This window comes from Pseudomonas putida, assembly GCF_028682455.1.
Classification (GTDB): Bacteria; Pseudomonadota; Gammaproteobacteria; order Pseudomonadales; family Pseudomonadaceae; genus Aquipseudomonas; species Aquipseudomonas putida_AA.
Map to the genome: position 1 here is coordinate 570,811 of NZ_JANHLD010000004.1, position 26,301 is coordinate 597,111.

Below are 26,301 nucleotides of genomic sequence, written 5' to 3' on the forward strand. Positions count from 1 at the left end.
CCCTTCACGCTATCGCCCGACCAAGGATGTCACCATGAAACGACTGCTGCCCCTGGCCCTGGCCCTTGCCGGTGTTCTGCCGCCCTTGGCCGCCCAGGCCGACGATTGCCGGCTGCTGAGCAGCCCCGAGCAGATCGACTACGGAACCATTGATCGTACCCGGCTCAGCCCGCAGCAACCCACATTGGCCTTGCCCGAAAAAACCGTCCAGATCCACCTCAGTTGTACCAACCCCAACGACCTCGGTCTGTTCTTCAAGGCAGAGTTCCTGGACAACGAACGCTGGCGTCTGAACGACAGTGGCCTGTTGCGCATCAAGGCCAGCAATGCCGTGGTGGATGGCGAGCCAGTCGAGCTGGGCCTGCTCAGTCACCCCGGCGCCTCCCCGGGGCCTGCCGCGGCCAGCCTGGCCTGGCGCCCGCAACAGGGCGTAGCGCCGGTTCGTGCAGGGCAGGCACTTGGCGGGCGTAGCCTGAGCCTGACCTTGACCTTCGAGGGCGAGTTGTCAGCGTCAGCCTTCCAGGTCCGCGACATGATCCAGTCCACCGCCAGCGGGCAGTTGCATGCACCCGCCACAGGCGCCACCACCCCTCTTGACCTGCACTGGCAGATCCAACCGGCAGCCTGCACCCCGCAGCTGTCGAACAATGGCGTGGTGGACTACGGCACCATTGCCGCGCAATCGCTACAGGCCGAGCGGCGCACACGCCTGCCCAGCCGACACCTGAACCTGAGCATCAACTGCGACAGCCCGGCGCGTTATGCCTTGCTCATGCACGACAACCGCGACGGCACCGCGCTGGTCAACTCCATGGTGTTCTATGGCCTGGGCCTGGATGCCTCCGACAACCGCATCGGCCTTTATGAAGTGGTCTTCGACCCGAAGCTGACCAGCGCCGATCAGTTACCTGCGGTCTACCTGACCTACTCCACCGGCGGCGGCACCTATTGGAGTAGTTCCAGCGCCCAGAGCAACAGCATCACCAGCAAGACCCTGCTCGCCCTCACCGATGAAGACAACACCGTCAAGGGGCCGGTGCCGTTTCGTACGCTGAGCACCAGCATCGAGATCAAGCCGGTGATCGCGCCCACGCTGGACCTGGACCTGCGCCAGGACATTCTCCTGGACGGCGCGGCAACCATCGAGATCGTCTACCTGTAAACGCAAAACGCCCCGCAATGCGGGGCGTTTCGAGGCAACAGCGGTTACTCAGGGCTTCAGCGCTTCGACAGCGACGTTTGCCACACGCTTGCCGCGCTTGGCCTTGAGGCTGTAGCAGACAACCATCACCAGCAGCCAGACCGGAATCGCATAGACCGAGATCTGGATACCCGGGATCTGCAGCATGATGCCCAGGATCAACACCACGAAGGCCAGGCAGATGTAGTTGCCGTAGGGGTACCACAGGGCCTTGAACAGCGGCGTCTGGCCGGTCTTGTTCAGGTGCTGGCGGAACTTGAGGTGAGAGTAGCTGATCATCGCCCAGTTGATCACCAGGGCAGCCACCACCAACGACATCAGCAGCTCCAGCGCATGCTGCGGGATGAAGTAGTTGAGCAACACGGCGACCAGGGTCACGGCAGCCGAGGCCAGGATCGAACGCACCGGCACACCGCGCTTGTCGATCTTGGCCAGGCCTGCCGGGGCATCGCCTTGCGCGGCCATGCCATAGAGCATGCGGGCGTTGCAGTAAGTGCCGCTGTTGTACACCGACAACGCCGCGGTCAGTACCACGAAGTTGAGGATGTGAGCAGCCACATCGCTACCGAGCAGCGAGAACACCTGCACGAACGGGCTGGCACCATAGGTGCCACCCGCTGCATCGAGGCTGGTGACCAGGCTGTCCCACGGGGTCAGCGACAGCAGTACCACCAGGGCACCGATGTAGAAAATCAGGATGCGGTAGATCACCTGGTTGATCGCCTTGGGGATCACGGTTTTCGGCTTGTCGGCTTCAGCAGCGGTGAAACCGAGCATTTCCAGGCCGCCAAAAGAGAACATGATGATCGCCAGCGCCATCACCAGGCCGCTCACGCCATTGGGGAAGAACCCACCGTGCTCCCACAGGTTGCTGACAGAGGCTTGCGGGCCGCCGCTACCGGTAGTCAGCATCCAGCTGCCCAGGGCGATCATGCCGACAATGGCCAGCACCTTGATGATCGCAAACCAGAACTCGGCCTCGCCAAAGACTTTGACGTTGGCAAGGTTGATGGCGTTGATCAGGATGAAGAAGGCTGCCGCCGAGGCCCAGGTGGGGATCTCCGGCCACCAGTAGTGAATGTACTTGCCGACGGCGGTCAGCTCCGACATGCCAACCAGGATGTACAGCACCCAGCAGTTCCAGCCCGACAGAAAGCCTGCGAAACCGCCCCAGTACTTGTGGGCAAAGTGACTGAAGGAACCTGCCACCGGCTCTTCGACGATCATTTCGCCAAGCTGGCGCATGATCATGAAGGCGATGAAGCCACAGATCGCATAGCCGAGGATCATCGACGGACCCGCCGACTTCATCACCCCGGCCGAACCCAGGAACAGGCCGGTACCAATCGCGCCGCCCAGGGCGATCAATTGGATATGGCGATTTTTCAGGCCGCGTTTCAGCTCGCCTGAATGCGTGTTTTGTCCACTCATGAACGAAGTCACCTGCTTGTTTTTATCTGTGACGGAATCGGACCCACCACGCTCGTGGCGCAGCGGAATTAACAAGGTGGTTACCTTGAGGGTCTTGGCCAACTGCTGCCCGTCCAGGGCGAACGCCGTGGTCGAATCAGCCGGGTGTCAGCAAGAGTGCGCGGTACGCATTGGGGTCACAGTTAAAACGCGGCGCATTGTATACCCCTGCAGACGCGCAGGGGTCAACACGTTGCGTGACTGTCTGATGACAAAACGCACCGGTCCTGAGGAAAGGTTCAAGCCTTTGGGAGTAATCGGCGTACATGGCGCCTCCATTTGTTCTTATTGAATGCCCGGCTCTCCGGCCCTGGCTTTGCACACGGCAATGGGGCACATCTCACCCCCCCAGCGGCCTCGGGGCAAGCCGTTGACGTTCACGGAAACCGCTTTAGCGTGGGCATTTCGGCAAGTTCTGTTTACAGCTTCGAAAAGCGGCAGGAAGGCCCGGCAAAGGCGCCAGCTTTTGTAACGTTTTATTTACATTACGGTTCAAAAACTTTCCATGCCTTCGGGAAGTTTCTGTAAGACTCGGTTTTTTAAGGCAAAAAAAAGCCAACCCGAAGGTTGGCTATTTTTCGCTCCTACGCTTTACGGGCGAGGCTTGTTACGGGTGCTGCCCGGACGCTTCGGCGCAGGCTTGCCGCGCTTGTTCATGTCGCTCGGGCGCTCGGCCACGGTGCTGCTTCCACGGCCCGAGCCCTTGCGCGGGGCTTCGTCTCGCGGCTGGCGCGCCGGACGCTCTTCCCCACGCGGCTGGCGCGCAGGACGTTCGGCGCTACCTGCATCCTGGGCCGGGCGCAGGGTACGCACCCGCTCACCACGCCCCAGCGGACGAGTGGATTTGCGCTGCAGGCGCTCCAGCTTGTCCTTGGACTTGTGGTTCAAGGTCGGCATGGCAACCGGGGTCAAGCCTACTTCGGCCGCCAGGATGTCGACTTCCTGCTGGCTCATTTCGCGCCAGCGTCCCATCGGTAGGTCGGAGTTGAGGAACACCGGACCAAAGCGCACGCGCTTGAGGCGGCTGACCACCAGGCCCTGGGATTCCCACAGGCGCCGCACCTCACGGTTGCGACCTTCCATCACCACGCAGTGGTACCAGTGGTTGAAACCTTCACCTCCCGGGGCTTCCTGGATATCGGTGAAGCGCGCCGGACCGTCTTCGAGCACGACACCGGCCTTGAGGCGGGCAATCATGTCTTCGTCCACTTCACCACGCACACGCACCGCGTATTCGCGGTCCATCTCGTAGGAAGGGTGCATCAGGCGGTTGGCCAGCTCACCGTCGGTGGTGAACATCAGCAGGCCAGTGGTATTGATGTCCAGGCGACCGATGTTGATCCAGCGGCCTTCTTTGGGCCGTGGCAGGCGGTCGAACACGGTCGGACGGCCTTCCGGGTCGTCACGGGTGCAGATTTCGCCATCGGGCTTGTTGTACATGATGACCCGGCGCACGGTCTCGGCAGACTCTTCGCGCTTGATCACGCGACCATCGACAGAAATCGCGTCATGCAGGTCGACGCGCTGGCCCAAGGTGGCGTCTTTGCCATTGACCTTGATCCGGCCCTGGCTGATCCAGGCCTCGACATCGCGGCGCGAACCCACGCCGATACGCGCCAACACTTTTTGCAGCTTCTCGCCTGATGGCGGCAACGGCTGGGTTTCTTGCAGATCTTTATCACTCATCTGGGCACCTCCCGGTGTAAGTACTGAAAACTGATTAAGGCGAACATGCGCCAAAATGGTCGCGAATCATACGCTGATCACGCGCTGAGCGCACCTGAGACTAGCTGAAATTATCCTTGCCACCGCGGGTTTCTGCCCGAAGGCTGCCGATCACTCGCGCGGCGTCTCCGGCTCGAGGTGCCCGGCTTCTTCGGCCGCCGCCGTGTCGTCGACCAGGTCGTCAAAATCGGTCTTGAGCCCTTCTTCCATCGAGTCGAGTTCCACCAGCAGGCTGCGAAAGCTGGCTTCCTCTTTCGGCGCTTCGGGCTCGGCGCTTTCGTCGGCCAGGGCCTGCAGGTGGGCGGGCACCGGCGCGTCATCCAGCTCCAGCAACGGCTCGGGCTCCATTTCGCGCAGCTCGGCCAGGGCGGGCAGGTCGTCGAGGTTCTTGAGGTTGAAGTGATCGAGGAACGCCTTGGTGGTGGCGAACATCGCAGGCTTGATTGGCACTTCGCGGTACCCGACGATGCGGATCCATTCGCGCTCGAGCAAGGTCTTGATGATATTGCTGTTGACCGCCACGCCCCGCACGTCTTCGATTTCGCCACGGGTAATGGGTTGGCGGTAGGCAATCAGCGCCATGGTCTCCAGCAGCGCACGAGAGTAACGCTGCGGGCGCTCTTCCCACAAACGCCCCACCCAGGGGGCGTAGTCTTCGCGAATCTGCAGGCGATATCCCGAGGCTACCTCCTTGAGCTCGAAGGCGCGGCCACTGCAAGACTTGCGCAGCACTTCCAGGGCCTTCTTGAACACAGTGGGCTCAGGACGCTCGGCTTCTTCGAACAACTCGAACAGCCGCTCCATCGATTGTGGTTTTCCCGAGGCCAGCAAAAAGGCTTCAAGCAGGGGCGCCAGGTCGCGCGGATCGTTCAGGTTCATGGCGTTGCTCGTGGTCACTCGGCCCGGGCGCGGACGTGGATCGGCGCAAAGGGCTCATTTTGCACCAGTTCGATCAAGGATTCCTTCACCAGTTCAAGAATGGCCATGAAGGTCACCACCACCCCCAGCTTGCCTTCCTCGGCCGTGAACAGCTCGACGAACGGCACGAACCCACCGCCCTTGAGGCGTTCGAGCACCTCGCTCATGCGCTCGCGGGTCGACAATGCCTCACGGCTGACCTGGTGGCTCTCGAACAGGTCACCCCGGCGCAGCACCTCGGCCATCGACACCAGCAGTTCCTCCAGGCTGACGTCGGGCAACAACTTGCGCACCTTGGCCTGGGGCGCCTCCAGGCGCGGCACGATGATCTCGCGCCCCACTCGGCTCAACCCATCGATACCTTCGGCCGCGGCCTTGAAGCGTTCATACTCCTGCAGGCGTCGAATCAACTCGGCGCGCGGATCACCCTCTTCTTCCTCGATCTCGACCGAACGCGGCAGCAACATGCGCGACTTGATCTCGGCCAGCATCGCTGCCATCACCAGGTACTCGGCTGCCAGCTCCAGGCGCACGGTCTTCATCAGCTCGACATAGCCCATGTACTGACGGGTGATTTCCGCCACGGGAATATCGAGGATGTCGACGTTCTGCTTGCGGATCAGGTACAGCAGCAGGTCCAGCGGGCCTTCAAAGGCCTCGAGAAATACCTCGAGGGCGTCCGGCGGGATGTATAGGTCCACCGGCATCTCGGTCATGGCTTCGCCATAGACCAGCACCAGCGGCAGTTCCTGCTGGGCTCCTGCTTGCGGGTCGAGGGTCGACTCGGTGGTCGGCGTCTGGCTCACGCTTCGACCAGGAAGGGCGCCGGGTCACCGCAACCGACGCGGATCACCTCTGGCTCGTCGCCGGCCAGGTTGATCACCGTTGAGGCCTTCAAGTCGCCAAAACCGCCATCGACGATCAAGTCGACATGGTGCTCCAGTGCCTGGCGAATCTCGTAGGGGTCGGTCATCGGCTCGGTTTCGCCGGGCATGATCAGGCTGACGCTCATCAATGGCTCGCCCAGCTCTTCGAGCAGGGCCAGGGCGATAGGGTTGGACGGCACGCGCAGGCCGATGGTGCGGCGCTTTTCATGCAGCAACAGCCGCGGGACTTCACGGGTGGCGTTGAGAATGAAAGTGTAGGGCCCCGGCACATGTGCCTTGAGCAATCGAAAGGTGGCCGTGTCGATCTTGGCGAACAGGCCCATTTGCGAGAGATCGCAGCAGATCAGTGTGAAGTTGTGGTTCTTGTCCAGCTGGCGCAGGCGCCGAACGCGCTCTACGGCATTCTTGTCGCCAATCTGGCAACCCATGGCGTAGGACGAATCGGTCGGGTAGACAACAACACCGCCTTTGCGAATGATTTCTACGGCCTGTTTGATCAGGCGCGGTTGCGGATTCTCCGCATGAATCTGGAAAAACTGACTCACGTTCTCTTCCTGTTCAGACGGCCGCGATAGGCTGCTCATGTTTGAATCGACGCCACAAGGGCGGCAAGTCCTCTGGCAATGGCCGGTAGGCACCGATCTCACCCCAGGTGCCAGGGCCATGGAAGTCACTGCCGGCACTGGCCAGCAGGCCGAATTCACGGGTCAGGATGGACATGGTGCCCACCTGCTCGGCCGGCATCATCCCGTTGACCACTTCCAGTGCCTGGCCGCCTGCTTGAATATAGTCGGCAATCAGCCGGCGGCGCTTGCTGCGGGTTAAATCGTAGTGCATCGGATGCGCAAGGCTTACCCAGGCGCCGGACTGGCGCAGGGTCTGGACGGTGTCGTCCAGGGTCGGCCAGTGCAACTTGACGTCGCCCAGCTTGCCGGCGCCCAGCCACTTGCGAAACGCCTCGGCGCGGTCCTTTACGTGCCCTGCACGCACCAGGAACTCGGCGAAGTGCGGCCGCGCCGGGGCGTTGCCGCTGTCACCCAGCTCCTGCTGGACGGCGCGCGCACCGTCCATCGCCCCAGGCATGCCCTTGAGGCCCAACCGTCGGTCGATTTCTTCGGCGCGCAGCCAGCGCCCACGGTGCAAAGACTCGATAGCCGCAAGCAGGGGTTCGGCGTCCAGGGCAAAGTTGTAGCCCAGCACATGGATGGTCGCGCCGCCCCACGTACAGGACAATTCCACCCCGCTGACCCACTGCATCCCCAGGGCCTGGGAGGCTGCGCGCGCCTCGACCTGGCCCTCGAGGGTGTCGTGGTCGGTCAGCGAGAGCATCCGCACGCCGTGCTCATGGGCCCGGGCGACCAGTGCCGTCGGCGACAAGGCGCCGTCGGAGGCCGTACTGTGGCAGTGCAGATCAACATTCATAGGAGGCGCTTTCGCTGTCATTGATGTTTGTTATTATGCCGTCACATCCTGCTTCTGGCTGCCACTGTGAAACAATTCATCGATTTCATCCCGCTGCTCCTGTTCTTCATCGTCTTCAAGCTCGAACCTCGTGCCGTCGAATTCGCCGGGCACAGTTTCGAACTCGGGGGCATCTTCAGTGCCACGGCCATGCTGATCCTGAGCTCGGTGGTGGTCTACGGCGCCCTGTTCATCCGTCAGCGCAAGCTGGAAAAGGGCCAATGGCTGACCCTGGTCGCCTGCCTGGTGTTCGGTGGCCTGACCCTGGCGTTCCACAGCGAGACCTTCCTCAAGTGGAAGGCGCCGGTGGTCAACTGGTTGTTCGCCGTGGCCTTCGCCGGGAGCCACTTCATCGGCGACCGGGTGCTGATCAAGCGCATCATGGGCCATGCCATCAGCCTGCCGGAGCCTGTCTGGTCGCGGCTGAACCTGGCCTGGATCGGCTTTTTCCTGTTCTGCGGCGCGGCCAACCTGTTCGTTGCCTTCACCTTCCAGGACATCTGGGTCGACTTCAAGGTATTCGGCAGCCTCGGCATGACCGTACTGTTCCTGGTGGCCCAGGGCGTGTACCTGTCCCGACACCTGCACGACAGCGACCCCACCACCCCGCCTTCCACTCCGAAGCACGAGGATTGACATGCTCTACGCCATCATCGCCAGTGACGTCGCCGATTCACTGGAAAAACGCCTGGCCGCCCGCCCTGCGCACATCGAGCGCCTGCAGCAGCTCAAGGAACAAGGCCGCGTAGTCCTGGCAGGCCCACACCCGGCCATCGACAGCAACGACCCAGGTGCTGCCGGCTTCAGCGGCAGCCTGATCGTCGCCGAGTTCGACTCCCTGCCTGCCGCGCAAGCCTGGGCCGATGCCGACCCGTACATTGCCGCAGGCGTGTATGACAAGGTCGTGGTCAAGCCGTTCAAGCAAGTCCTGCCGTAACCTGCTGCATGCGGTGCGCCCCCGGGCGCACCGCCTCCCGCCTTTTACCGACGCTACTGCTCATTATTCTCGTCTGGCAGCCGACAACCTGCTGAACCGACAAGAATCAGGAGTTCCAATGCGTCAAGGTCCGTTGTCCCTGCTGCTGTGCCTGTTGCTGAGCCCATTTGCCCTGGGTGAAGAGCCCGTGGCCAGCACCCCGCTTTCGCTGCATGCCGGCAGCCAGATCACTGAACTTACCCAGCGCTTGCAGGAAAGCGAGCGTCTACGCGAAGTCCTGACCCGGCAACTGCACAATGCCGACAGCGAACGCGAAAGCGCCCAGCTCGCACGCCTGCGCCAAGAGAACCAGCGATTGAAGCTGGCCCTCAAGGAATTCCAGGCCAAACCGGCCGAGCGACTGATCACCGACCAGCAACAATGGTTCCTGATTGGTGGTGCAGTTGCCCTGTTGGCTGCACTCTGCGGTATCTTTGCCTGCGGCGGACACAGAAAGCGTCGGCAATGGTTGAATTGAGTGAGTCATGAGCGAGCTGTTACTGATTGATGATGACCAGGAACTCTGCGAGCTGCTCGGCAGCTGGCTGACCCAGGAAGGCTTCGTAGTTCGTGCCTGCCACGACGGCCAGAGCGCCCGCAAGGCCCTGGCCGAGCAAGAGCCGGCTGCCGTGGTGCTGGATGTGATGCTGCCCGACGGCAGTGGCCTCGAGCTGCTCAAGCAGTTGCGCAGCGAGCATGCCGAGTTGCCGGTGCTGATGCTCTCGGCCCGCGGCGAGCCGCTGGACCGGATCCTCGGCCTTGAACTGGGTGCCGATGACTACCTGGCCAAGCCGTGCGACCCCCGCGAGCTTACCGCCCGCCTGCGCGCGGTGCTGCGCCGCAGCCACCCCAGCAGCACCCCCAGCCGGATCGAAGTCGGCGACCTGTGCTTCAGCCCCGCCCGGGGCGTGGTCAGCATCGACGAGCAGGAACTGACCCTGACCCTGTCCGAGAGCCGCATCCTCGAAGCGCTGCTACGCCAGCCAGGGGAGCCGCTGGACAAGCAGGAGCTGGCGCAGATAGCCCTGGGCCGCAAGCTCACCCTGTATGACCGCAGCCTGGACATGCATGTCAGCAACTTGCGCAAGAAGGTTGGCCCCCACCCCGACGGGCGCCCGCGCATCGTTGCCCTGCGCAGCCGCGGCTACTACTACAGCCTGTAATGTCAGCAGCGGGCCCGGCCATCTTTACGCAAGCTTTACCCTTGCCTGACCGCCGCTGACCTTGACCTCCCTACACTGGGCTCATCCGGTCATCACCGGCCCTTGAAAGGAGAGACACCATGCGCAAGACCCTTATCGCCCTGATGTTCGCTGCCGCTCTGCCGACCGTCGCCATGGCCATGCCAGAAGGCGGCCCGCGCCACGGCGATCACCACCGCGGTGGAGCGCCTTTCGCCCAGCTGGACCTGAGCCGCGAACAGCGCCAGCAGATCGGCAAGCTGATGGGCGAGCAGATGAAGAGCCGCCAGGAAATCACCAAGCGCTACCTGGAAAAACTCCCGGCAGCCGACCAGAAAGCCCTGAAGGACGAACTGCAAGCCAAGAAGGACAAGACCCAGGCCGACATCCGCGCCCTGCTCAAGCCTGACCAGCAGAAGAAGTTCGATGAGCTGAAGAAAGAGCAGGATCAACGCCGCGCCGAATGGAACGAGTTCAAGGCCTGGAAGGCTGAAAAAGCCAACAAGGCCCAGTAAGCTGTCAGCCACCCGCCCGGCCTGCCCCTGTGCAGGCCGGGCTTTTTGCCGTTGAAGGAGCCTCCCTTGCGTTCATTGTTCTGGCGCATCCTGGCCAGTTTCTGGCTGGCCATCGCCCTGGTCGCGGGCCTGTCCATCCTGCTCGGGCACATGCTCAACCAGGACGCCTGGATTCTCAGTCGCCATCCGGGCCTCAATACCCTGGCACCAAAATGGACCCAACTGTACGAACAGCAAGGACCGGAGTCGGCCCAGCGCTTTCTCGAGCGACGCAAGCACCGATTCAACATCGACGTGCAAGTACTCAACGACAGCGGCGATGCCGTGGTACCCGGTACATTCCCCCGTCGCGCCGCGGCGTTCGAGGCCCGTCGCCACAACGACGAACGCCGCCTGCCGTGGCGCCGCCTGACCGAGGAATACACCAGCGCCGACAGCGGCGAGACCTACCTGCTGATCTACCGCATTCCCCACCCCGAGCTCGATGCCTGGCACCGCGAGAGCCTGCTTTGGCCACTCAGCGCGCTGGGCATTGCCCTGGTGGTGCTGACCCTGTTCAGCCTTCTGGTGACGCTGTCGATCACCCGCCCGTTGAGCCGCCTACGCGGCGCCGTCCATGACCTTGGGCAAACCACCTATCAACAGAACAGCCTGGCGCGCCTGGCCAACCGGCGCGATGAGTTCGGCGTGCTGGCCAACGACTTCAACCGCATGGGTGCACGCCTGCAGAGCATGATCGGCAGTCAGCGCCAGCTGTTGCGTGACGTGTCCCACGAACTGCGCTCGCCCCTGGCGCGCCTGCGCATCGCCCTGGCCCTGGCTGAACGCGCCGAACCTGCCCAGCGCGAGGCGTTGTGGCCACGCCTTACCCGTGAGTGCGACCGCCTGGAAGCGCTGATCAGTGAGATTCTGGTGCTGGCCCGGGTCGATGCCGAGCAGACCCGGTCCGAGCCGGTAGACCTGGATGTGGTGTTGCAGACTGTCCACAAGGACGCCCAGCACAGTGCGCCGGACCAGGACATCCGACTGCAGCATGAAACCGGTTTGAGCCTGCAGGGCTGGCCGACCCTGATCGAACGGGCGCTGGACAACCTGCTACGCAATGCCCTGCGCTTCAATCCGCCGGGGCAGCCCATCGAGATCACCGGCGAACGCGACACCGACCGGATCGTGTTGAGCGTGCGTGATCATGGGCCGGGCGTGGCTGAAGAGCACCTGGCGCAGTTGGGTGAGCCGTTCTTCCGCGCGCCTGGGCAGAGTGCCGCCGGCCACGGCCTGGGCCTGGCCATTGCGCGCAAGGCAGCGGAGCGTCATGGAGGGAGCCTGAACTTGAGCAATCATCCGCAGGGCGGGTTTGTAGCCAGCCTGGAATTACCCTTGAGCGGGCCTGGCAGCGCCTGACAGCATCGCGGGGCAAGCCCGCTCCTACACCGTAGGAGCGGGCTTGCCCCGCGAAATACCTCACTGCCCCCAGGCAGTCACAAAGTCGGCAGTTGCCAGCACCGGTGCCGTGCGCGGCTCGTTGAGCGGGGTACCCAGGTACAGGAAGGCGACGATCTCTTCGTTGTCCACCAACCCCAGGCCCTTGGCCACGTGCTTGCTGTAGGCCAGGTCGCCGGTGCGCCACACTGCACCGATACCCTGTGCATGGGCCGCCAGCAGAATACCGTGGGCTGCACAGCCTGCCGCCAGTAGCTGTTCCGAGGCAGGCACTTTGAAGTGATCCTGTACCCGGGCAATCACCACCACCAGCAACGGCGCGCGCAGCGGCATGGCCCGGGCCTTGTCCAGGGCTGCCTCGGTGGCTTCGCCCTCGAGTTTTACCGCGTCGGCCAGCAAGGCGCCGAGCTTTTCACGCCCCTCACCCTCGACCGTCAAAAAGCGCCAAGGCCGCAACTGGCCGTGGTCCGGTGCCCGCAAGGCAGCCTGAAACAGAGCCTCGCGTTGCGCAGCATTGGGCGCAGGCTCCGTCAGGCGTGGTACGGAAACACGGTTGAGCAATGCGTCGAGAGCCTCCATCGGCTACCCCCTGAAGAGAAATGTGCGGCTATTCTAGCGTTTACTTAAAAAGGTCCATAGGTAGAATGGCGCCCTTCCGTTTCGAGTCAGAGCAGATCACATGGCGTTGCCGACCTTAAGGATCATTGGTTTCATCATCGGCATCTTCCTGATCACCCTGGCGATCAGCATGGTCGTGCCCATGGCCACCCTGGTGATCTTCGATCGCACGGGCGACCTGCCGTCGTTCCTGTGGGCCAGCATGATCACCTTCATCGGTGGGCTTGCCCTGGTGATCCCCGGCCGCCCGGAACATGTGCACCTGCGCCCGCGCGACATGTACCTGCTGACGGTCAGCAGCTGGCTGGTGGTGTGCATTTTCGCCGCCCTGCCGTTTCTGCTGACCCAGCACATCAGCTACACCGACGCCTTCTTCGAAAGCATGTCCGGCATCACCGCCACGGGCGCCACGGTACTCAGCGGCCTGGACACCATGTCGCCCGGCATCCTGATGTGGCGCTCGCTGCTGCACTGGCTCGGCGGTATCGGCTTTATCGCCATGGCCGTGGCGATCCTGCCGTTGCTGCGCATCGGTGGCATGCGCCTGTTCCAGACCGAATCCTCCGACCGTTCCGAAAAAGTCATGCCGCGCTCGCACATGGTCGCCAAGTCGATCGTGGCGGTGTACATCGGCATCACCGCGCTCGGCGGCCTGGCCTTCTGGCTGGCGGGGATGAACGCGTTCGATGCGATCAACCATGCCATGTCGGCGATTTCCACCGGCGGGTTCTCGACCTCCGACCAGTCCCTGGCCAAGTGGACCCAGCCTGCCGTGCACTGGGTCGCAGTGGTGGTGATGATCCTCGGCAGCTTACCCTTTGCCCTGTATGTGTCCACCTTGCGTGGCAATCGCAAGGCGCTGATCAAGGACCAGCAGGTCCAGGGCTTGTTGGCCCTGTTGGTGGTGACCTGGCTGGTGCTGGGTACCTGGTACTGGGCCACCACCAACCTGCATTGGCTCGACGCCTTGCGCCACGTGGCACTGAACGTGACCTCGGTGGTCACCACCACCGGCTTCGCCCTGGGCGACTACAGCCTGTGGGGCAACTTCTCGCTGATGCTGTTCTTCTACCTGGGCTTCATCGGCGGCTGCTCCGGCTCGACGGCAGGCGGGATCAAGATCTTCCGCTTCCAGGTGGCCTATATCCTACTCAAGGCCAACCTCAATCAGCTGATCCACCCACGCGCGGTGATCAAGCAGAAGTACAACGGCCACCGCCTGGACGAAGAAATCGTCCGTTCGATCCTGACCTTCTCGTTCTTCTTCGCCATCACCATCTGCGTGATCGCACTGCTGCTGTCGCTGCTTGGGGTGGACTGGATGACGGCACTGACCGGCGCTGCCAGCACCGTATCGGGGGTCGGCCCGGGGCTGGGCGAGACCATTGGCCCTGCGGGCAACTTCGCGACCCTGCCGGATGCCGCGAAGTGGATCCTGGCGTTCGGCATGCTGCTCGGACGCCTGGAGATCATTACGGTGCTGGTACTGTGTATGCCGGCGTTCTGGCGTCACTGACCGGTGATTCGGCGCTCTGTTCGGGCGCCGGCGCTGGCGCGGGGGTACCTATCCGCGCCCGGTATTCGCCCGGGGTAGCATCGAACCAGCGGCGAAAGGCCCGGAAGAAATTGCTCGGGTCTGCAAAACCCAACAAATAGGCGGTTTCCAGCAGGGTCATGTTTGGCTGCGCCAGGTACTGCTCCGCCAGTTCGCGGCGGGTATCGTCGAGCAGTGTCTGAAAGCTGGTGCCCTCTTCCTGCAAGCGCCGCTGCAGAGTGCGCTGCGACAAATGCAGCGCCTGGGCGATCGTCTCGCGCTTGGGCTCGCCCTGGGGCAGCACCCGGCACAGCACCTGCCTGGCACGGTGAGTCACGCGGCTTTCGGAGAATCGCGCCAGGTATTCACCGGCGAAGCGATCATGCAAGGTCGCCATGGCCTCGTTGGCGGTGGGCAGCGGCGCCTCCATGTCGGCACGCTCGAACACCAGCGCATCATGGGCTGCGCCAAACACCAGAGGCGAGTGAAAGGCCACCTTGTAGGGAGTGACATCCGCGGGTTGCGGCCCCTGGATCAATACCCGTCGCGGCTGGATCACCCGCCCACTGAGCCAGCTGCACAACGACAAGGCGCAAGCCAGTGACGCTTCGGCACTGTGCCGGGTCGGCGGCAGGTGGTCGCCATGGACGGTGAGAATCAGGGCATAGCCGTCGGGCTCGAGGCGAAAGCTCAGGTCCGAGCTTTCGGCGATGATGCGCTGATAGCGCACCAGGCGCTCGAAGCCTTCGGCCAGGGTGCGGCTCGACATCAAGGCATAGCCGACCACATGGAAAGACGCCGGGCGCACCACCCGGGCCATGTTCAGCCCGATGGCCTGGTTACCGGAAAGGTCGACCGCCAGTTGCCAGAGGCGGGTCATTGAATCCTGGGTAAAGCGAGCATCGGGGTCATCCAGGGCGGCAAAATCCAGGCCCAGTTGTTTGAACATTGCACGGCAATCCAGCCCTTCGAGCTCGAGTGCCTTGACGATCCCTGATGCCCAGCTTGCTGACGTGGTTCTATCGCTCATGGCTGGCTTCTTATGTTCGAACTGACCGCTCCTGCGGCGAACTCAAAGGATACTCAATTGGCGCCTATTGTCACTGCTCTGTAGTGTTAGTCACTCTAGACTCGGATCAGGCTCCACGCCGTGTATCTTCGTCTGTATCGACAGCCCCGGGAGCAGTGCCGTGAACAGCCCCCAGCAATTTCGCAGCTTTGCCGAGTTCTACCCCTACTACCTGGAGGAGCACAGCAACCCTACCTGCCGGCGCCTGCACTTTATCGGCACAACGCTGGTCATCGCCCTGCTCGCCTACACCCTGGCCAGCGGCACCTGGCTGCTGCTCTTGGCAGTGCCCTTTGCCGGCTACGGCTTTGCCTGGGTCGGGCACTTCTTTTATGAAAAGAACCGCCCGGCCACCTTCAAGCACCCGCTCTACAGCCTGATCGGCGATTTCGCCCTGTACCGCGACATGCTACGGGGAAAAGTATCGTTCTGATTTCGGCCCGCAAGGTCAGAAACCCGTCTTCAATGGCCACTGTCCCGACAGGCGGTCGCGCTACAGTGGGTTGCCCCTACCGCCCCTGGAGCGTCGATGAATCAGCAGGCCCGCTTCACCCATATGCAGGATGGCACCCAGCAGGACTGGGCAATCATCGCCGATGACTTCAGGGCGTATGCCAGCCAGTTGGCAGAACGGATCCTGGCGCACTTGCGCTTGCTCGACGGCGATTTCGGTGGCTTTCCCATCGACCGCCTGAGCCACTCCCTGCAAACCGCGACCCGCGCATGGCGTGACGGGCGCGATGAGGAGTACGTCATCTGTGCGCTACTGCACGATATCGGTGACACCTTGGGCAGCTACAACCATCCGGACATCGCCGCGGCCATCCTCAAGCCCTTCGTCAGCCCGGAAAACCTGTGGATGGTGGAAAAGCACGGAGTGTTCCAGGGTTACTATTTTTTCCATCACCTGGGGATGGATCGATACCTGCGCGAGCAGTTCCAGCATCACCCGCAGTACCAGCAAACCATCGAGTTCTGCGCCCGCTACGATGCCGCCGCCTTCGACCCGGCCTACGACAACCTGCCGTTGAGTTTTTTCGAGCCCATGCTCAAGCGCCTGTTCGCCCAGCCACGCCAGTCGATCTACAAGGCAGCGTTGCAGCAGATGAGCGAGAACGCCTGATTCAAACCAGTTCCAGGTCGGCCTGGCGCTGCGCCTCACGGGCCTGCGCATCGGCCAGGCGGTAGAGTTCGATGGTGCCGTCCCAGTGCTCGATCAGCGCGGTGCACGACTCCACCCAATCGCCGCAATTGAGGTAGTCGACTTCGCCCACCTTGCGAATCTCGGCATGGTGGATATGCCCGCACACCACCCCATGAAAACCGCGCTTGACGCACTCATGGGCAATGGCCTCTTCGAAGTCGCTGATAAAACTGACTGCCGACTTGACCTTGTGCTTCAAATACGCCGACAACGACCAGTACCCGTAGCCATAGCGGGCACGCCAGTGATTGAGCCAGCGATTCAGGGTCAGCGTGAACTCGTAGGCCGAATCCCCAAGGAACGCAAGCCAGCGGTGATAGCGGGTGATGACGTCGAATTGATCGCCATGGATGACCAGCAGCCGACGACCATCGGCCGTCAGGTGCTCGGCCTGATCGACCAGCTGGATATTACCCAGCACCAACTTGGAGTAGCGCCGCAAGAATTCATCATGGTTGCCGGTGACATAGATCACCTCGGTGCCGCGCTTGCTCATGGTCAGCAGGCGACGGATCACGTTGGTGTGCGCCTGGGGCCAATACATGCCGCCGCGCAGTTTCCAGCCATCGATGATGTCGCCCACCAGGTAGATCCGGTCGGCCTGGAGCCCCTTGAGAAAGTGCGACAGGTGCTCGGCCTGACAGTCTCGGGTGCCCAGGTGCACGTCGGAGATCCACAGCGTGCGCACGCGCTGCTTTCGTGAAGGTCTGACAAGCTCGGCATGGCTCATGGGCGGGCTCCGGGGCTGTTTTGTCGAGCGTGCCAGTGGGCAGTGAAGCGAACGTGACGAAATCACGTCGATCTGATGACACACCAGCGCCCCGCGTCAGCCTGTACACTGCCGCCACTGCCTGGAGGACACTGCAATGAGCAGCGGCTCGCTTCTTTCCCTGCGCCATTATCGCGACGACCTGATCGCCCACAGCCATGAGCACCCGCAATTGGTGTTCGGCCTGCGCGGGCAATTGGACTTCGAGCTCGATGGCCGTGGCGCACGCGTCGACCGCCAAGGCCTGATGGTGGTGCCGGCCGGTGCCCACCACACCTGCGGCAGCGTCGCGGGCAGCGATTGCCTGGTTCTCGATGTTCCAGGTGATGGCTGGCTCAGCCACAGCCTGGGTGAACACGCCCCGGCAAGCCAACGCCTGCTCGAACACCGTGGCCAGTTGAGCCTGGATGCGCGCCAACAACAACTGGTCGACTGGCTCTCGGCAAGCCAAGTGGCCGATCCCTTGATCGCCCAGCAAGGTGCCGTGTTGCTGCTCGCCACCTTGTGCAGTGCCCAACCCCAGGCCGTTGAACGTGATCGACTACCCTTTGCCGCCTTCGACGCCCACATCGACCGGCACGCCGCCTACCCCCTGCAAGTGGCGGACCTTGCCCGCCTGGCCGGGCTTTCCAGCGCCCGCCTGCATGCCCGCTTCATGCTCGAGGCGGCCATGACGCCCATGGACTACATCCGCCAACGCCGACTGCTGCAGGCACGCAAGCTCTTGAGCGACACCCGCCTTGCCATCGGCGAGATTGCCAACCGGGTCGGCTACAGCTCACAGAGCGCCTTTTCTGCCGCCATGCTCAAGACCTTCGGCCGCACCCCACGGGATCTGCGACGAGAGCCTGACGACAACTGACGCGAGGAACGCGACAGACAGCCACCGCCACGGCCTCGTAAACTGGCTGGGCTGTCCTGCCTACAACAAGGATCATCATGAACCACCGTACTGCCCTCGGCGCCCTGCACATCGGGGCGCTGTTCTTCGGCCTGACCGGCGTATTCGGCAAGCTGGCCCAGGCGTCCCCTTCGATCATCGTCTTCGGTCGTGCAGCCTTCGCCGTGCTGGCGCTGGCGATCTTCACCGGTTGCGCGCGCAAGGGCTGGCAACCGCTGCAAGGCCAGGACTGGCGCCGCCTGTTGCTGGGCGGCGTGTTGCTGGCCGGACACTGGGTGAGCTTCTTCATCGCCGTCAAAGTCGCCGGGGTCGCCATTGCCACCCTGGGCTTTGCCAGCTTCCCGGCGTTTACCGTGATCCTCGAAGGGTTGTGGTTCCGCGAGCGCATTCGCAGCAACGAAATCATCCTGGTGCTGTTGGTGAGCGTGGGCCTGGTACTGGTTACCCCGGACTTCGACCTGGCCAGCCAGGCCACCGGCGGGTTGCTCTGGGCCTTGTTGTCGGGGCTGTTGTTTTCATTGCTGTCGCTGACCAACCGCGCCTCCAACGGCCGTATCCCGGCGGTGCAGGCAGCGCTGTGCCAGAACGCGGTGGTCGCCCTGTGCCTGCTGCCGGCCGCAGCGCCAGCGCTGGGCGAGGTGTCGGCGATGGACTGGGTCTGGATTGCGCTGCTGGGGGTGTTCTGCACCGGCGTGGCCCACAGCTTGTTCGTTGCAAGCCTGGCGGTAATCAAGGCGCGCACCGCGGCGGTGGTGTTCGCCCTGGAGCCGGTCTACGGCATTGCCATGGCCTGGCTGATCTTCGCCGAAACCCCGACGCTACGCATGCTCCTGGGGGGCGCCTTGATCATCCTGGCCATCGTCATCTCCAGCCGCCTGGCGGCCAGCAACACGGCGACCAGGACGGCCGCCGTGCAAGGATGAACGTCAAGAGCGGTCGTTATGGCCCAGGTCACGCTGTGGGTCGATCTGGTCGCGCACCCGCTGCTTGAGCACCTTGGCTTCGGGAAAGCCGCCATCGGCCTTGCGCTCCCAGATCTGCACACCGTCGCAGGTGATGCGGAACGCGCCACCGGTAGCCGGCTCGAGGGCGACCCGGGCCAGATCGTCGCTGAAGGTACTGAGCAATTCCTGGGCGAGCCAGGCGGCACGCAACAGCCACTGGCACTGGGTGCAATAAGTGATGACAATTTCAGCTTTGTGCGCATTCATGGGACGAAAGACTCCTGACAGGCGGGCGGGCTTATACTAGCGGTCTTTAGCCTTAGCTCCGAGAGCCATGATGCACCGCCTGCTGTTGAGCCTGCTGCTGATCTTCGTTTCCTTCCCTCTCCTGGCTGCCGAGCCACCACGACCCAAGGTCGGCCTGGTGCTGTCAGGCGGTGCCGCCCGTGGCCTGGCCCATATTGGCGTGCTCAAGGCGCTGGAAGAACAAGGTATCCAGATCGACGCCATTGCCGGTACCAGCATGGGCACGGTGGTCGGTGGCCTGTACGCCTCCGGCTACAAGGTCGAAGAACTGGAAAAGCTTGCCCTTGGCATCGACTGGCAACAGGCGCTGTCCGACGCCCCGCCCCGCAAGGACGTACCGTTTCGGCGCAAGCAGGATGACCGCGACTTTCTGGTCCAGCAGAAGCTGAGCTTTCGCGACGATGGCAGCCTCGGCCTGCCGCTAGGGGTGATCCAGGGGCAAAACCTGGCACTGCTGCTGGAAAGCATGCTGGCCCATGCCAGTGACACCCGTGACTTCGACAAACTGCCGATCCCGTTCCGCGCCGTGGCCACCGACATCGCCAGTGGCGAGAAAGTGGTGTTCCGCCGTGGCCACCTGCCCCAGGTAATTCGCGCCAGCATGTCGATCCCGGCGGTGTTTGCACCGGTGGAGCTGGATGGCCGGCTGCTGGTCGATGGCGGTATGGTCGACAACATCCCCCTGGACGTTGCCCGCGAGATGGGCGTCGACCTGGCGATCGTCGTCGATATCGGTACCCCATTGCGCAGCCGCAAGGAGCTGGCAACCGTGGTCGATGTGCTCAATCAGTCGATCACCCTGATGACCCGTCGCAACTCCGAAGAGCAGCTGGCAGCACTGCACCGTGACGACATCCTGATCCAGCCGCCACTGGCCAGCTTCGGCGTGACCGACTTCGGCCGCGCCCAGGAAATGATCGATGCCGGCTACCGTGCCGCACGCGCCCTGGATGCGCGCCTGGCGACCCTCAAGCGCCCCGAGGAAAACGACGTCGAACTGAATGTCGCCCGTTCGCCAAGCCAGCGAAACCCGGTGATCACCGCGATCAGGATCGAAAACGACTCCAAAGTGAGCGACGACGTGATCCGTTTCTACATTCGCCAGCCCATCGGCGAACCCCTCGAACTGGGCCGACTGCAGACCGACATGGGCACCCTGTACGGCCTGGACTACTTCGACCGGGTGCAATACCGGGTTGTCCACAAGGGCGACGAACATACCCTGGTGATCAACGCCCGCGGGCGCAGCGGCGGTACCGACTACCTGCGCCTGGGCCTGAACCTGTCGGATGACATGCGCGGCGACAGCGCCTTCAACCTCGGCGCCAGCTACCGGGTCAATGGCATCAACGAACTGGGGGCAGAGTGGCTGACGCGGGCGCAGATCGGCGATCAGCAGGAGCTGTACAGCGAGTTCTATCAACCACTGGATGCCGGCTCACGCTACTTCGTCGCCCCCTACCTGGACCTCGGCTCGCAGAATGTCGAAGCCACCCTGGATGACGATCCGGTGGCCGAGTATCGCCTGCAGCGCTACGGCTTCGGCCTGAACCTCGGCCGCCAGATCGGCAACAGCGGTGAGGTGCGTTTCGGGGTTGGCCAGGCCTGGGGCAAGGCTGACGTGCGCATCGGCGACCAGGACCTGCCGCACTTCAGCTTCAACGAAGGCTTCTACGAGCTGAAGTACTCCTTCGACACACTGGACAACGTCTACTTCCCTCACGAAGGCGAGGACATCAGCCTGACCCTGCGCCAGTTCGAGCCGGACCTTGGTTCCGACCAGCGTTACCGGCAATGGAATTTCAAACTGGACAAGGCCCTGAGCAGCGGGCCCAACACCTGGGTGCTGGGCACCCAGTATGGCCGCACCCTGGATGACGCCGACGTGATCACTTCAAGCTTTGTTTTCGGTGGCGCCAGGCAGCTTTCAGGCTTTCGCCAGGACTCGGTGTCGGGGCAGAACATGAGCCTGATGCGCGTCGTCTACTACCGCCGGCTGACCCCGCGCGCCTACCTGCCGCTGGACTTCCCGCTGTACCTGGGGGGGTCGCTCGAGCGAGGCAGGGCCTGGAACAATGACAACGAGTTCGACAGTGGCTACATCAATGCAGCCAGTATCTTCGTTGGATTCGAGACGCCCCTGGGGCCGCTCAACTTCAGCTACGGGGCAAACAGTGAGAATCAGAAGGCGTTGTACCTGAACCTGGGTCACACCTTCTGAGACAGGTCAGGACTTCTCGAGGTTGGCGAGAATGCGCGCGTGGACCTTCATGCACACGCTCAGGTCTTCTTCGTCGACCCCGGTGAAGAGTTCGGCGCGCAAGGCATTGGCGATGGTTTCGATCTGTTCGATCAGCGGCTTGGCGGGCGGGCACAAATGGATTTTTTTTGCGCGGCGGTCTTCAAGGACAGCCTGGCGGCGCACCAGCCCCTGGGACTCAAGGCTGTCGAGCAGGCGGGCAAGGGTCGGGCCTTCAACGCCGACGCTCTGGGCGAGCTCGCGCTGGGTGGGCGCGTCGTCGAATCGGGCCAGGTGCAACAGCACCAGCCAACGCGCCTGGGACAGGTTGAGCCCGGCAAGGCGACGGTCCAGTTCGGCACGCCAGCCTCGGGACATCTGGGCTATCTGCATTCCGAAGCGGTGGTGGTCAGTCAACGGCATAAAAAACTCATCATCAGAACTAATTGTTAGCCAGCTAATCATGACCCTGCGTAACAGGCAAGGCTCATCAAGCCGCCAGCGACCCGGCAATCGTTAGAAATGATGACAAATTCTGTATTACATTTCGAATTCAGCGGCCAATGCTGCGCGCACGCAATACAACACGCCCTCGGGCACCCGCGTACCAAACTGCTCGGCGATGGCCGACACAGGCGGTAGCTCGCCCTCGCCGTCGAGGAACGCATCCTGGACTTCGGCCAGCAGGTCTTCGGGCAGGTCCAGCGCCTGCTCCAGCGACAACTGCTGGCGGCCAATGGCTTCGGCCAGCATGCTGTAGACGTTCTTTTCGCTGCAGTTGAGCTGCCCGGCGATCTGCGCCGGGGTCATGCCGGCACGCGCAAGGCTGGTGAGCTCGTGGCGCAGGTCGGCCACCACCGGCGGCGCCTCGGCCGCGCCCCCCAATACTTCGAGGAAGGCTTCGCCGTAGCGCTCCAGCTTGCGCGCGCCCACGCCACTGACCCGGCCCATTTCGCTGAGGCTGGTCGGCTGGCTGCGCAGCATCTCCAGCAGGGTCGAGTCGGGGAAAATGACGTACGGCGGCACGCCATGTTCTTCGGCCAGCTTGCGTCGCAAGGCACGCAAGGCTTCCCATTGTTCGCGCTCCTCGCCACGCACCAACTGGCTGGCCGGGCTGCCGCCACTGCTGCTGCCCTTGCTGCTGGTTTGCGGCTTGAGGTCGCGGCGCAGCTCCAGGCTGACTTCACCGCGCAGCAATGGCCGGCAGGTGTCGGAAAGACGCAGGCCGCCGTAGCCTTCCAGGTCGATATCGGCCAGTCCGCGCGCCACCAACTGGCGGAACAACGAACGCCACTCGCCTTCGGAGCGGTCCTTGCCGACACCGTACACCGCCAGTTTTTCATGTCCGAAGTTGCGGACCTTTTCGTTGTCGCGGCCCAGCAGCACATCCACCAGGTGGCCCACGCCATAGCGCTGGCCGGTACGGTAGATGGCCGACAACGCCTGGCGCGCAGGCTCGGTGGCGTCCCAGGTCTGCACACCGTCGATGCAGTTGTCGCAGTGCCCGCACGGCTGAAGCAGCTCTTCATCGAAGTAGTTGAGCAGGGTCTGCCGGCGGCAGCGGGTTTCTTCACACAGGGACAGCATGGCATCCAGCTTGTGCTGCTCGATGCGCTTGTGACGCTCGTCCCCTTCGGAGTTCTGCAGCATCTGCTTGAGCATCACCATGTCTTGCAGGCCGTAGGCCATCCAGGCATCGGCGGGCAGGCCATCACGGCCGGCGCGACCGGTTTCCTGATAGTAGGCTTCCAGCGACTTGGGCAGGTCCAGGTGGGCAACGAATCGCACGTTGGGCTTGTCGATGCCCATGCCGAAAGCGATGGTGGCAACCATGATCAGGCCTTCCTCGTTGAGGAAGCGGCGCTGGTTGGCAGCGCGGGTCTCGGCCGGCAGGCCGGCATGGTAGGGCAATGCCGGAAACCCCTGGTCGCACAGGTAGGCGGCCACATCGTCGACCTTCTTGCGCGACAGGCAGTAGACGATACCGGCGTTGCCACGCCGCTCACCGAGGAACGCCAGCAACTGCTTGCGCGGCTGCTCCTTGGGCACGATGCGATAGAAAATGTTCGGGCGGTCGAAGCTGGAAAGAAAGCGCTCGGCATTTTGCAGGTGCAGGCGCGTGACGATTTCTTCGCGGGTGCGCATGTCTGCCGTGGCGGTCAGGGCAATACGCGGCACATCGGGGAACAACTCGGCCAGTTGTCCCAGTTGCAGGTACTCGGGACGGAAGTCATGGCCCCATTGCGAGACGCAGTGGGCCTCGTCGATGGCGAACAGGGCGATGTCCAGGGTACGCAGGAAGTCCAGCATGCGCGGCTGCACCAGGCGCTCCGGCGCAAGGTACAGCATTTTTACCTCACCGCGGCGAATGCGCCCGGCCAGGTCGCGCTGCTGTTCGGCGCTCAAGGTGGAGTTCAGCGAAGCGGCCGCCACACCCAGCTCGTCGAGGGTCGCCACCTGGTCTTCCATCAGCGCGATCAGCGGCGACACCACCACTGCCAGGCCCGGCCGCAGCAGCGCCGGCACCTGGAAGCACAGGGACTTGCCGCCCCCGGTGGGCATCAGTACCAGCGCATCGCCACCCTTGGCCACGCGCTCGATGATCGCCCCCTGGCGCCCCCGAAAACTGTCATAGCCGAAGATGTCCTTGAGGACGCGCTGAGCCTGTTCGAGCATAAAAACTCCAAAAATCGCAAAACCATCCTGGGCACAGGCTGGATGAAAACCTTCCCCGCCACACCTGAAAATGCGTAAGCGGCTTTTACCCGGGCCTTGCCATACGGGCGGCCTGGCGTAAAAGCGGGGCATTATACCGGAGCCTGCGGCTTCACAGGATGCTCTGCGATAGACGTCTTCCTTTGCCTCGATTGCGCTGCAAGGTGCTAGAATTCAGTATCGTTTATTCCCAAGGTAGCCCCGTAATGTCCTTCGCCGAGCAATTGACCCGCCTGCAAGCCTTCCTCGACGCCGACGAGCTGCACGAAGAGGCGCTGGACTACGTTGCCGCCCACGGCTACATGACCGCGCTGTCGATCTGCTCGGAACAGGTCCCTGACCGCGAATGGATCGACGCCCTGTTCGCCGAAGAGCCCCACTACGCGGACAACGCCCAGCGCGAAGAGATCGAGGGCACCCTGCTCGCCCTCAAGGCGCACATTGCCCGCCAGCTGGCCAGCGACGAAGAGTTCGAGCTGCCATGCGACCTCGACCTGGGCGATGAGCCGGACGACTCCGACCTGCGCGGCTGGTGCATCGGCTTCATGGAAGGCGTGTTCCTGCGTGAAGAAGCCTGGTTCGAGTCGGCCGAAGAAGAAGTCAGCGAAATGCTCCTGCCGATCATGGTCGGTTCCGGCCTGTTCGATGAACAACCCGAGTTCGCCGACATCGCCAGCGATGCCAACCTGATGGACGACATGATCGTGCAGATCCCCGAGGCGCTGACCGCGCTGTACCTGCTGCTGCACGCACCAGACGAAAAACCGGCCCTGCTCAAACCCCGCCACCACTGAGTTGGCGTCGATGCGCTACCTGCTGCTGGCCATCGGCTGGCTCAGCGTCGCGCTGGGGGTGATCGGTATTTTCCTGCCGGTGTTGCCGACCACCCCTTTCCTGCTCCTTGCTGCGGCTTGCTTTGCCCGTAGCTCTCCGCGCTTTCATGATTGGCTGATCAACCACCCACGGCTTGGGCCATGGATTCGCGACTACCTCAGTGGCGAAGGTATTCCGCTCAAGGGCAAGGTCTACGCAATCGGGCTGATGTGGCTGAGCATCGGCTTGTCGTGCTACCTGGTGCCCCTGGTGTGGGCACGCGGGTTCATGCTGACCAGTGCGGTACTGGTCAGCATCTACATCTTGCGGCAGAAGACGCTGCGTCGGCCTTCATGAGCATCGCGGGGCAAGCCCGCACCCACAGAATTCAGACCGTATCCACCTTCAACGAATGATCATTGAGCATGCCGTTGATGATGGTCGCGGTGTCCTGCCCTGCTGCAATCACCCCTCCCGCACCCGCCGTCACTCCGTAATGCTGGGCCAGGTTGACCCCCGTCAGGTCGATCGTCTGCACCGGCGCCGCCCCCGCCACGGCACTGACCTCGATGGTCGACACGACTCCCGCGCCACTGCCGGTGACCTTGAAGTGCAAGTAATCATCCAGCGACGCCGACGTCGCACTCTCGCCCTGCAGCAATTGTGAAAGGTCGAGCCGGTCTGTCCCCGGGGTGAAATCGGTGACCACATCATGGCCATTATTGCCTTGCTGCCAGAGGAAGGTGTCGCTACCAGTGCCGCCTGTGAGGGTGTTGTTGCCAGGCCCGCCGATCAGCACATCGTCTGCACCGCCACCAATCAGGGTGTCGTTGCCCAGTCCACCTTTGAGCAGGTTGGCCATGTCATTACCGGTCAGGGTGTCGTTGTAGTCGGAGCCGACAAGGTTCTCGATGCCGGTCAGCGTATCGGTACCTGCACCCAAGGTATTCTGCGCGCCATCGATAGCCAGGCTGACCGTAACGCCACTGGCCGCGCCCGCATAACTGGCGGTATCAATGCCCGCGCCGCCATCGAGCAGGTCGTTTCCGGCACCGCCGATCAGCAAGTCGTTGCCATCGCTTCCGTGCAGTGAGTCGTCGCCGTCGCCGCCGATCAGCACATCGTTGCCGGCCCCGGCATTGAGCGTGTCGTTGCCGGCGCCCGCCAGCAAGGTGTCACTGCCGTCGGTACCGGTAAGAGTGCTGCCAGCGTGGTAGGTGATGTCGACGTTGCCGGTGGTACTGCCGCCGTGGCCGTCGCTGACGGTGTAGGTCCCGTTGTACACCTCCTGCTGCGCCTCGGAGTAGTCGACAGTCATGGTCAGGTTGTAGAACTCGGCCGCGTTGACATTGGTCCCGGTGGTGTTGGCCTGGTTGACCACATGAATGCTGTAGACCCCATCATGGCCGGGCGTG

Annotated in this window: 28 protein-coding genes; 15 read left to right on the forward strand and 13 right to left on the reverse strand. The window is 63.0% G+C overall.

The genetic code is table 11. From position 1 onward, the window contains the following. Positions 1-34 precede the first annotated feature (34 nt). Positions 35-1,162: a DUF1120 domain-containing protein gene (locus NPS58_RS25855; protein ID WP_274118069.1), complete on the forward strand. Its 1,128-nt coding sequence runs from the start codon at positions 35-37 to the stop codon at positions 1,160-1,162. A 48-nt stretch (positions 1,163-1,210) separates the two neighbouring features. On the opposite strand, the gene NPS58_RS25860 is transcribed toward NPS58_RS25855, so the two are convergent. The 6 genes from NPS58_RS25860 to NPS58_RS25885 all read right to left on the reverse strand — a co-directional run bounded on the left by NPS58_RS25860 (position 1,211) and on the right by NPS58_RS25885 (position 7,623). Next, positions 1,211-2,632 carry an amino acid permease gene (locus NPS58_RS25860; RefSeq protein ID WP_274118070.1) on the reverse strand — a complete coding sequence of 474 codons (1,422 nt, stop codon included), beginning with the start codon at positions 2,630-2,632 and terminating at the stop codon, positions 1,211-1,213. A gap of 630 nt (positions 2,633-3,262) precedes the next feature. Further along, positions 3,263-4,357: a 23S rRNA pseudouridine(2605) synthase RluB gene (gene rluB / locus NPS58_RS25865; protein WP_274118071.1), complete on the reverse strand. Its 1,095-nt coding sequence runs from the start codon at positions 4,355-4,357 to the stop codon at positions 3,263-3,265. Between the two features lie 150 nt (positions 4,358-4,507). Next, complete coding sequence (gene scpB / locus NPS58_RS25870; protein WP_274118072.1) at positions 4,508-5,275, reverse strand: SMC-Scp complex subunit ScpB; 768 nt, start codon at positions 5,273-5,275, stop codon at positions 4,508-4,510. A gap of 14 nt (positions 5,276-5,289) precedes the next feature. Next, positions 5,290-6,030, reverse strand: coding sequence for a segregation and condensation protein A (locus NPS58_RS25875; RefSeq protein ID WP_274118260.1), 741 nt, complete (start codon positions 6,028-6,030; stop codon positions 5,290-5,292). Positions 6,031-6,116: 86 nt separating this feature from the next. Next, positions 6,117-6,746 carry an L-threonylcarbamoyladenylate synthase gene (locus NPS58_RS25880; protein WP_274118073.1) on the reverse strand — a complete coding sequence of 210 codons (630 nt, stop codon included), beginning with the start codon at positions 6,744-6,746 and terminating at the stop codon, positions 6,117-6,119. Between the two features lie 13 nt (positions 6,747-6,759). Further along, positions 6,760-7,623 carry a PHP domain-containing protein gene (locus NPS58_RS25885; RefSeq protein ID WP_274118074.1) on the reverse strand — a complete coding sequence of 288 codons (864 nt, stop codon included), beginning with the start codon at positions 7,621-7,623 and terminating at the stop codon, positions 6,760-6,762. A gap of 66 nt (positions 7,624-7,689) precedes the next feature. Between NPS58_RS25885 and NPS58_RS25890 the strand changes: the two genes are divergently transcribed. The 6 genes from NPS58_RS25890 to NPS58_RS25915 all read left to right on the forward strand — a co-directional run bounded on the left by NPS58_RS25890 (position 7,690) and on the right by NPS58_RS25915 (position 11,735). Further along, positions 7,690-8,298, forward strand: a complete 609-nt coding sequence (locus NPS58_RS25890; RefSeq protein ID WP_274118075.1) for a septation protein A — start codon at positions 7,690-7,692, stop codon at positions 8,296-8,298. Position 8,299: 1 nt separating this feature from the next. After that, the gene (locus NPS58_RS25895) at positions 8,300-8,599 is read left to right on the forward strand and encodes a YciI family protein (RefSeq protein ID WP_274118076.1); all 300 of its coding nucleotides are present in this window, start codon (positions 8,300-8,302) and stop codon (positions 8,597-8,599) included. A 118-nt stretch (positions 8,600-8,717) separates the two neighbouring features. Continuing rightward, complete coding sequence (locus tag NPS58_RS25900) at positions 8,718-9,116, forward strand: translation initiation factor 2 (RefSeq protein ID WP_274118077.1); 399 nt, start codon at positions 8,718-8,720, stop codon at positions 9,114-9,116. A gap of 7 nt (positions 9,117-9,123) precedes the next feature. Beyond that, on the forward strand, positions 9,124-9,801 hold the full coding sequence (locus NPS58_RS25905) for a response regulator transcription factor (protein ID WP_274118078.1): 678 nt from the start codon (positions 9,124-9,126) through the stop codon (positions 9,799-9,801). 119 nt (positions 9,802-9,920) lie between these two features. Further along, the gene (locus NPS58_RS25910) at positions 9,921-10,334 is read left to right on the forward strand and encodes a Spy/CpxP family protein refolding chaperone (protein ID WP_274118079.1); all 414 of its coding nucleotides are present in this window, start codon (positions 9,921-9,923) and stop codon (positions 10,332-10,334) included. Between the two features lie 66 nt (positions 10,335-10,400). Then, a complete protein-coding gene (locus tag NPS58_RS25915) occupies positions 10,401-11,735 on the forward strand; it encodes a sensor histidine kinase (RefSeq protein WP_274118080.1) in 1,335 nt (444 codons plus the stop codon). Between the two features lie 60 nt (positions 11,736-11,795). On the opposite strand, the gene NPS58_RS25920 is transcribed toward NPS58_RS25915, so the two are convergent. After that, positions 11,796-12,353 carry an NAD(P)H nitroreductase gene (locus NPS58_RS25920; protein WP_274118081.1) on the reverse strand — a complete coding sequence of 186 codons (558 nt, stop codon included), beginning with the start codon at positions 12,351-12,353 and terminating at the stop codon, positions 11,796-11,798. Positions 12,354-12,453: 100 nt separating this feature from the next. Here NPS58_RS25920 and NPS58_RS25925 point away from each other — a divergent pair, with 100 nt between their 5' ends. Further along, positions 12,454-13,908 (forward strand): TrkH family potassium uptake protein, encoded by a 1,455-nt coding sequence (locus NPS58_RS25925; RefSeq protein ID WP_274118082.1) that lies wholly within the window; start codon positions 12,454-12,456, stop codon positions 13,906-13,908. On the opposite strand, the gene NPS58_RS25930 is transcribed toward NPS58_RS25925, so the two are convergent. Continuing rightward, on the reverse strand, positions 13,865-14,956 hold the full coding sequence (locus tag NPS58_RS25930; RefSeq protein ID WP_274118083.1) for an AraC family transcriptional regulator: 1,092 nt from the start codon (positions 14,954-14,956) through the stop codon (positions 13,865-13,867). The genes NPS58_RS25925 and NPS58_RS25930 overlap by 44 nt on opposite strands. Positions 14,957-15,116: 160 nt before the next feature. On the opposite strand from NPS58_RS25930, the gene NPS58_RS25935 reads away from it, so the two are divergent. Together NPS58_RS25935 and NPS58_RS25940 are read left to right on the forward strand one after the other, a co-directional pair. Beyond that, the gene (locus NPS58_RS25935) at positions 15,117-15,428 is read left to right on the forward strand and encodes a DUF962 domain-containing protein (protein WP_274118084.1); all 312 of its coding nucleotides are present in this window, start codon (positions 15,117-15,119) and stop codon (positions 15,426-15,428) included. A gap of 96 nt (positions 15,429-15,524) precedes the next feature. After that, a complete protein-coding gene (locus NPS58_RS25940) occupies positions 15,525-16,118 on the forward strand; it encodes an HD domain-containing protein (protein WP_274118085.1) in 594 nt (197 codons plus the stop codon). Position 16,119: 1 nt separating this feature from the next. Here the strand turns inward: NPS58_RS25940 and NPS58_RS25945 are convergent, their stop codons facing one another. After that, a complete protein-coding gene (locus tag NPS58_RS25945; protein ID WP_274118086.1) occupies positions 16,120-16,929 on the reverse strand; it encodes a UDP-2,3-diacylglucosamine diphosphatase in 810 nt (269 codons plus the stop codon). A gap of 136 nt (positions 16,930-17,065) precedes the next feature. Here NPS58_RS25945 and NPS58_RS25950 point away from each other — a divergent pair, with 136 nt between their 5' ends. Both NPS58_RS25950 and NPS58_RS25955 read left to right on the forward strand, forming a co-directional pair. Continuing rightward, positions 17,066-17,830 carry an AraC family transcriptional regulator gene (locus tag NPS58_RS25950; protein ID WP_274118087.1) on the forward strand — a complete coding sequence of 255 codons (765 nt, stop codon included), beginning with the start codon at positions 17,066-17,068 and terminating at the stop codon, positions 17,828-17,830. Positions 17,831-17,907: 77 nt separating this feature from the next. Next, a complete protein-coding gene (locus NPS58_RS25955) occupies positions 17,908-18,792 on the forward strand; it encodes a DMT family transporter (protein ID WP_274118088.1) in 885 nt (294 codons plus the stop codon). A 3-nt stretch (positions 18,793-18,795) separates the two neighbouring features. Here NPS58_RS25955 and NPS58_RS25960 read toward each other — a convergent pair whose 3' ends face one another. Then, complete coding sequence (locus tag NPS58_RS25960) at positions 18,796-19,080, reverse strand: SelT/SelW/SelH family protein (protein WP_274118089.1); 285 nt, start codon at positions 19,078-19,080, stop codon at positions 18,796-18,798. Positions 19,081-19,150: 70 nt separating this feature from the next. Between NPS58_RS25960 and NPS58_RS25965 the strand changes: the two genes are divergently transcribed. Then, positions 19,151-21,340 (forward strand): patatin-like phospholipase family protein, encoded by a 2,190-nt coding sequence (locus NPS58_RS25965; protein WP_274118090.1) that lies wholly within the window; start codon positions 19,151-19,153, stop codon positions 21,338-21,340. 6 nt (positions 21,341-21,346) lie between these two features. On the opposite strand, the gene NPS58_RS25970 is transcribed toward NPS58_RS25965, so the two are convergent. Both NPS58_RS25970 and recQ read right to left on the reverse strand, forming a co-directional pair. Continuing rightward, positions 21,347-21,781 (reverse strand): MarR family transcriptional regulator, encoded by a 435-nt coding sequence (locus NPS58_RS25970; protein ID WP_274118091.1) that lies wholly within the window; start codon positions 21,779-21,781, stop codon positions 21,347-21,349. Positions 21,782-21,898: 117 nt separating this feature from the next. Continuing rightward, a complete protein-coding gene (gene recQ / locus NPS58_RS25975; RefSeq protein WP_274118092.1) occupies positions 21,899-24,034 on the reverse strand; it encodes a DNA helicase RecQ in 2,136 nt (711 codons plus the stop codon). A 245-nt stretch (positions 24,035-24,279) separates the two neighbouring features. Here recQ and NPS58_RS25980 point away from each other — a divergent pair, with 245 nt between their 5' ends. Both NPS58_RS25980 and NPS58_RS25985 read left to right on the forward strand, forming a co-directional pair. After that, on the forward strand, positions 24,280-24,867 hold the full coding sequence (locus NPS58_RS25980; RefSeq protein WP_274118093.1) for a YecA family protein: 588 nt from the start codon (positions 24,280-24,282) through the stop codon (positions 24,865-24,867). A 10-nt stretch (positions 24,868-24,877) separates the two neighbouring features. Beyond that, positions 24,878-25,243, forward strand: coding sequence for a YbaN family protein (locus NPS58_RS25985; protein WP_028944740.1), 366 nt, complete (start codon positions 24,878-24,880; stop codon positions 25,241-25,243). A gap of 31 nt (positions 25,244-25,274) precedes the next feature. On the opposite strand, the gene NPS58_RS29730 is transcribed toward NPS58_RS25985, so the two are convergent. Further along, positions 25,275-26,267 carry a type I secretion C-terminal target domain-containing protein gene (locus NPS58_RS29730; protein ID WP_425313124.1) on the reverse strand — a complete coding sequence of 331 codons (993 nt, stop codon included), beginning with the start codon at positions 26,265-26,267 and terminating at the stop codon, positions 25,275-25,277. Positions 26,268-26,301 lie beyond the last annotated feature (34 nt).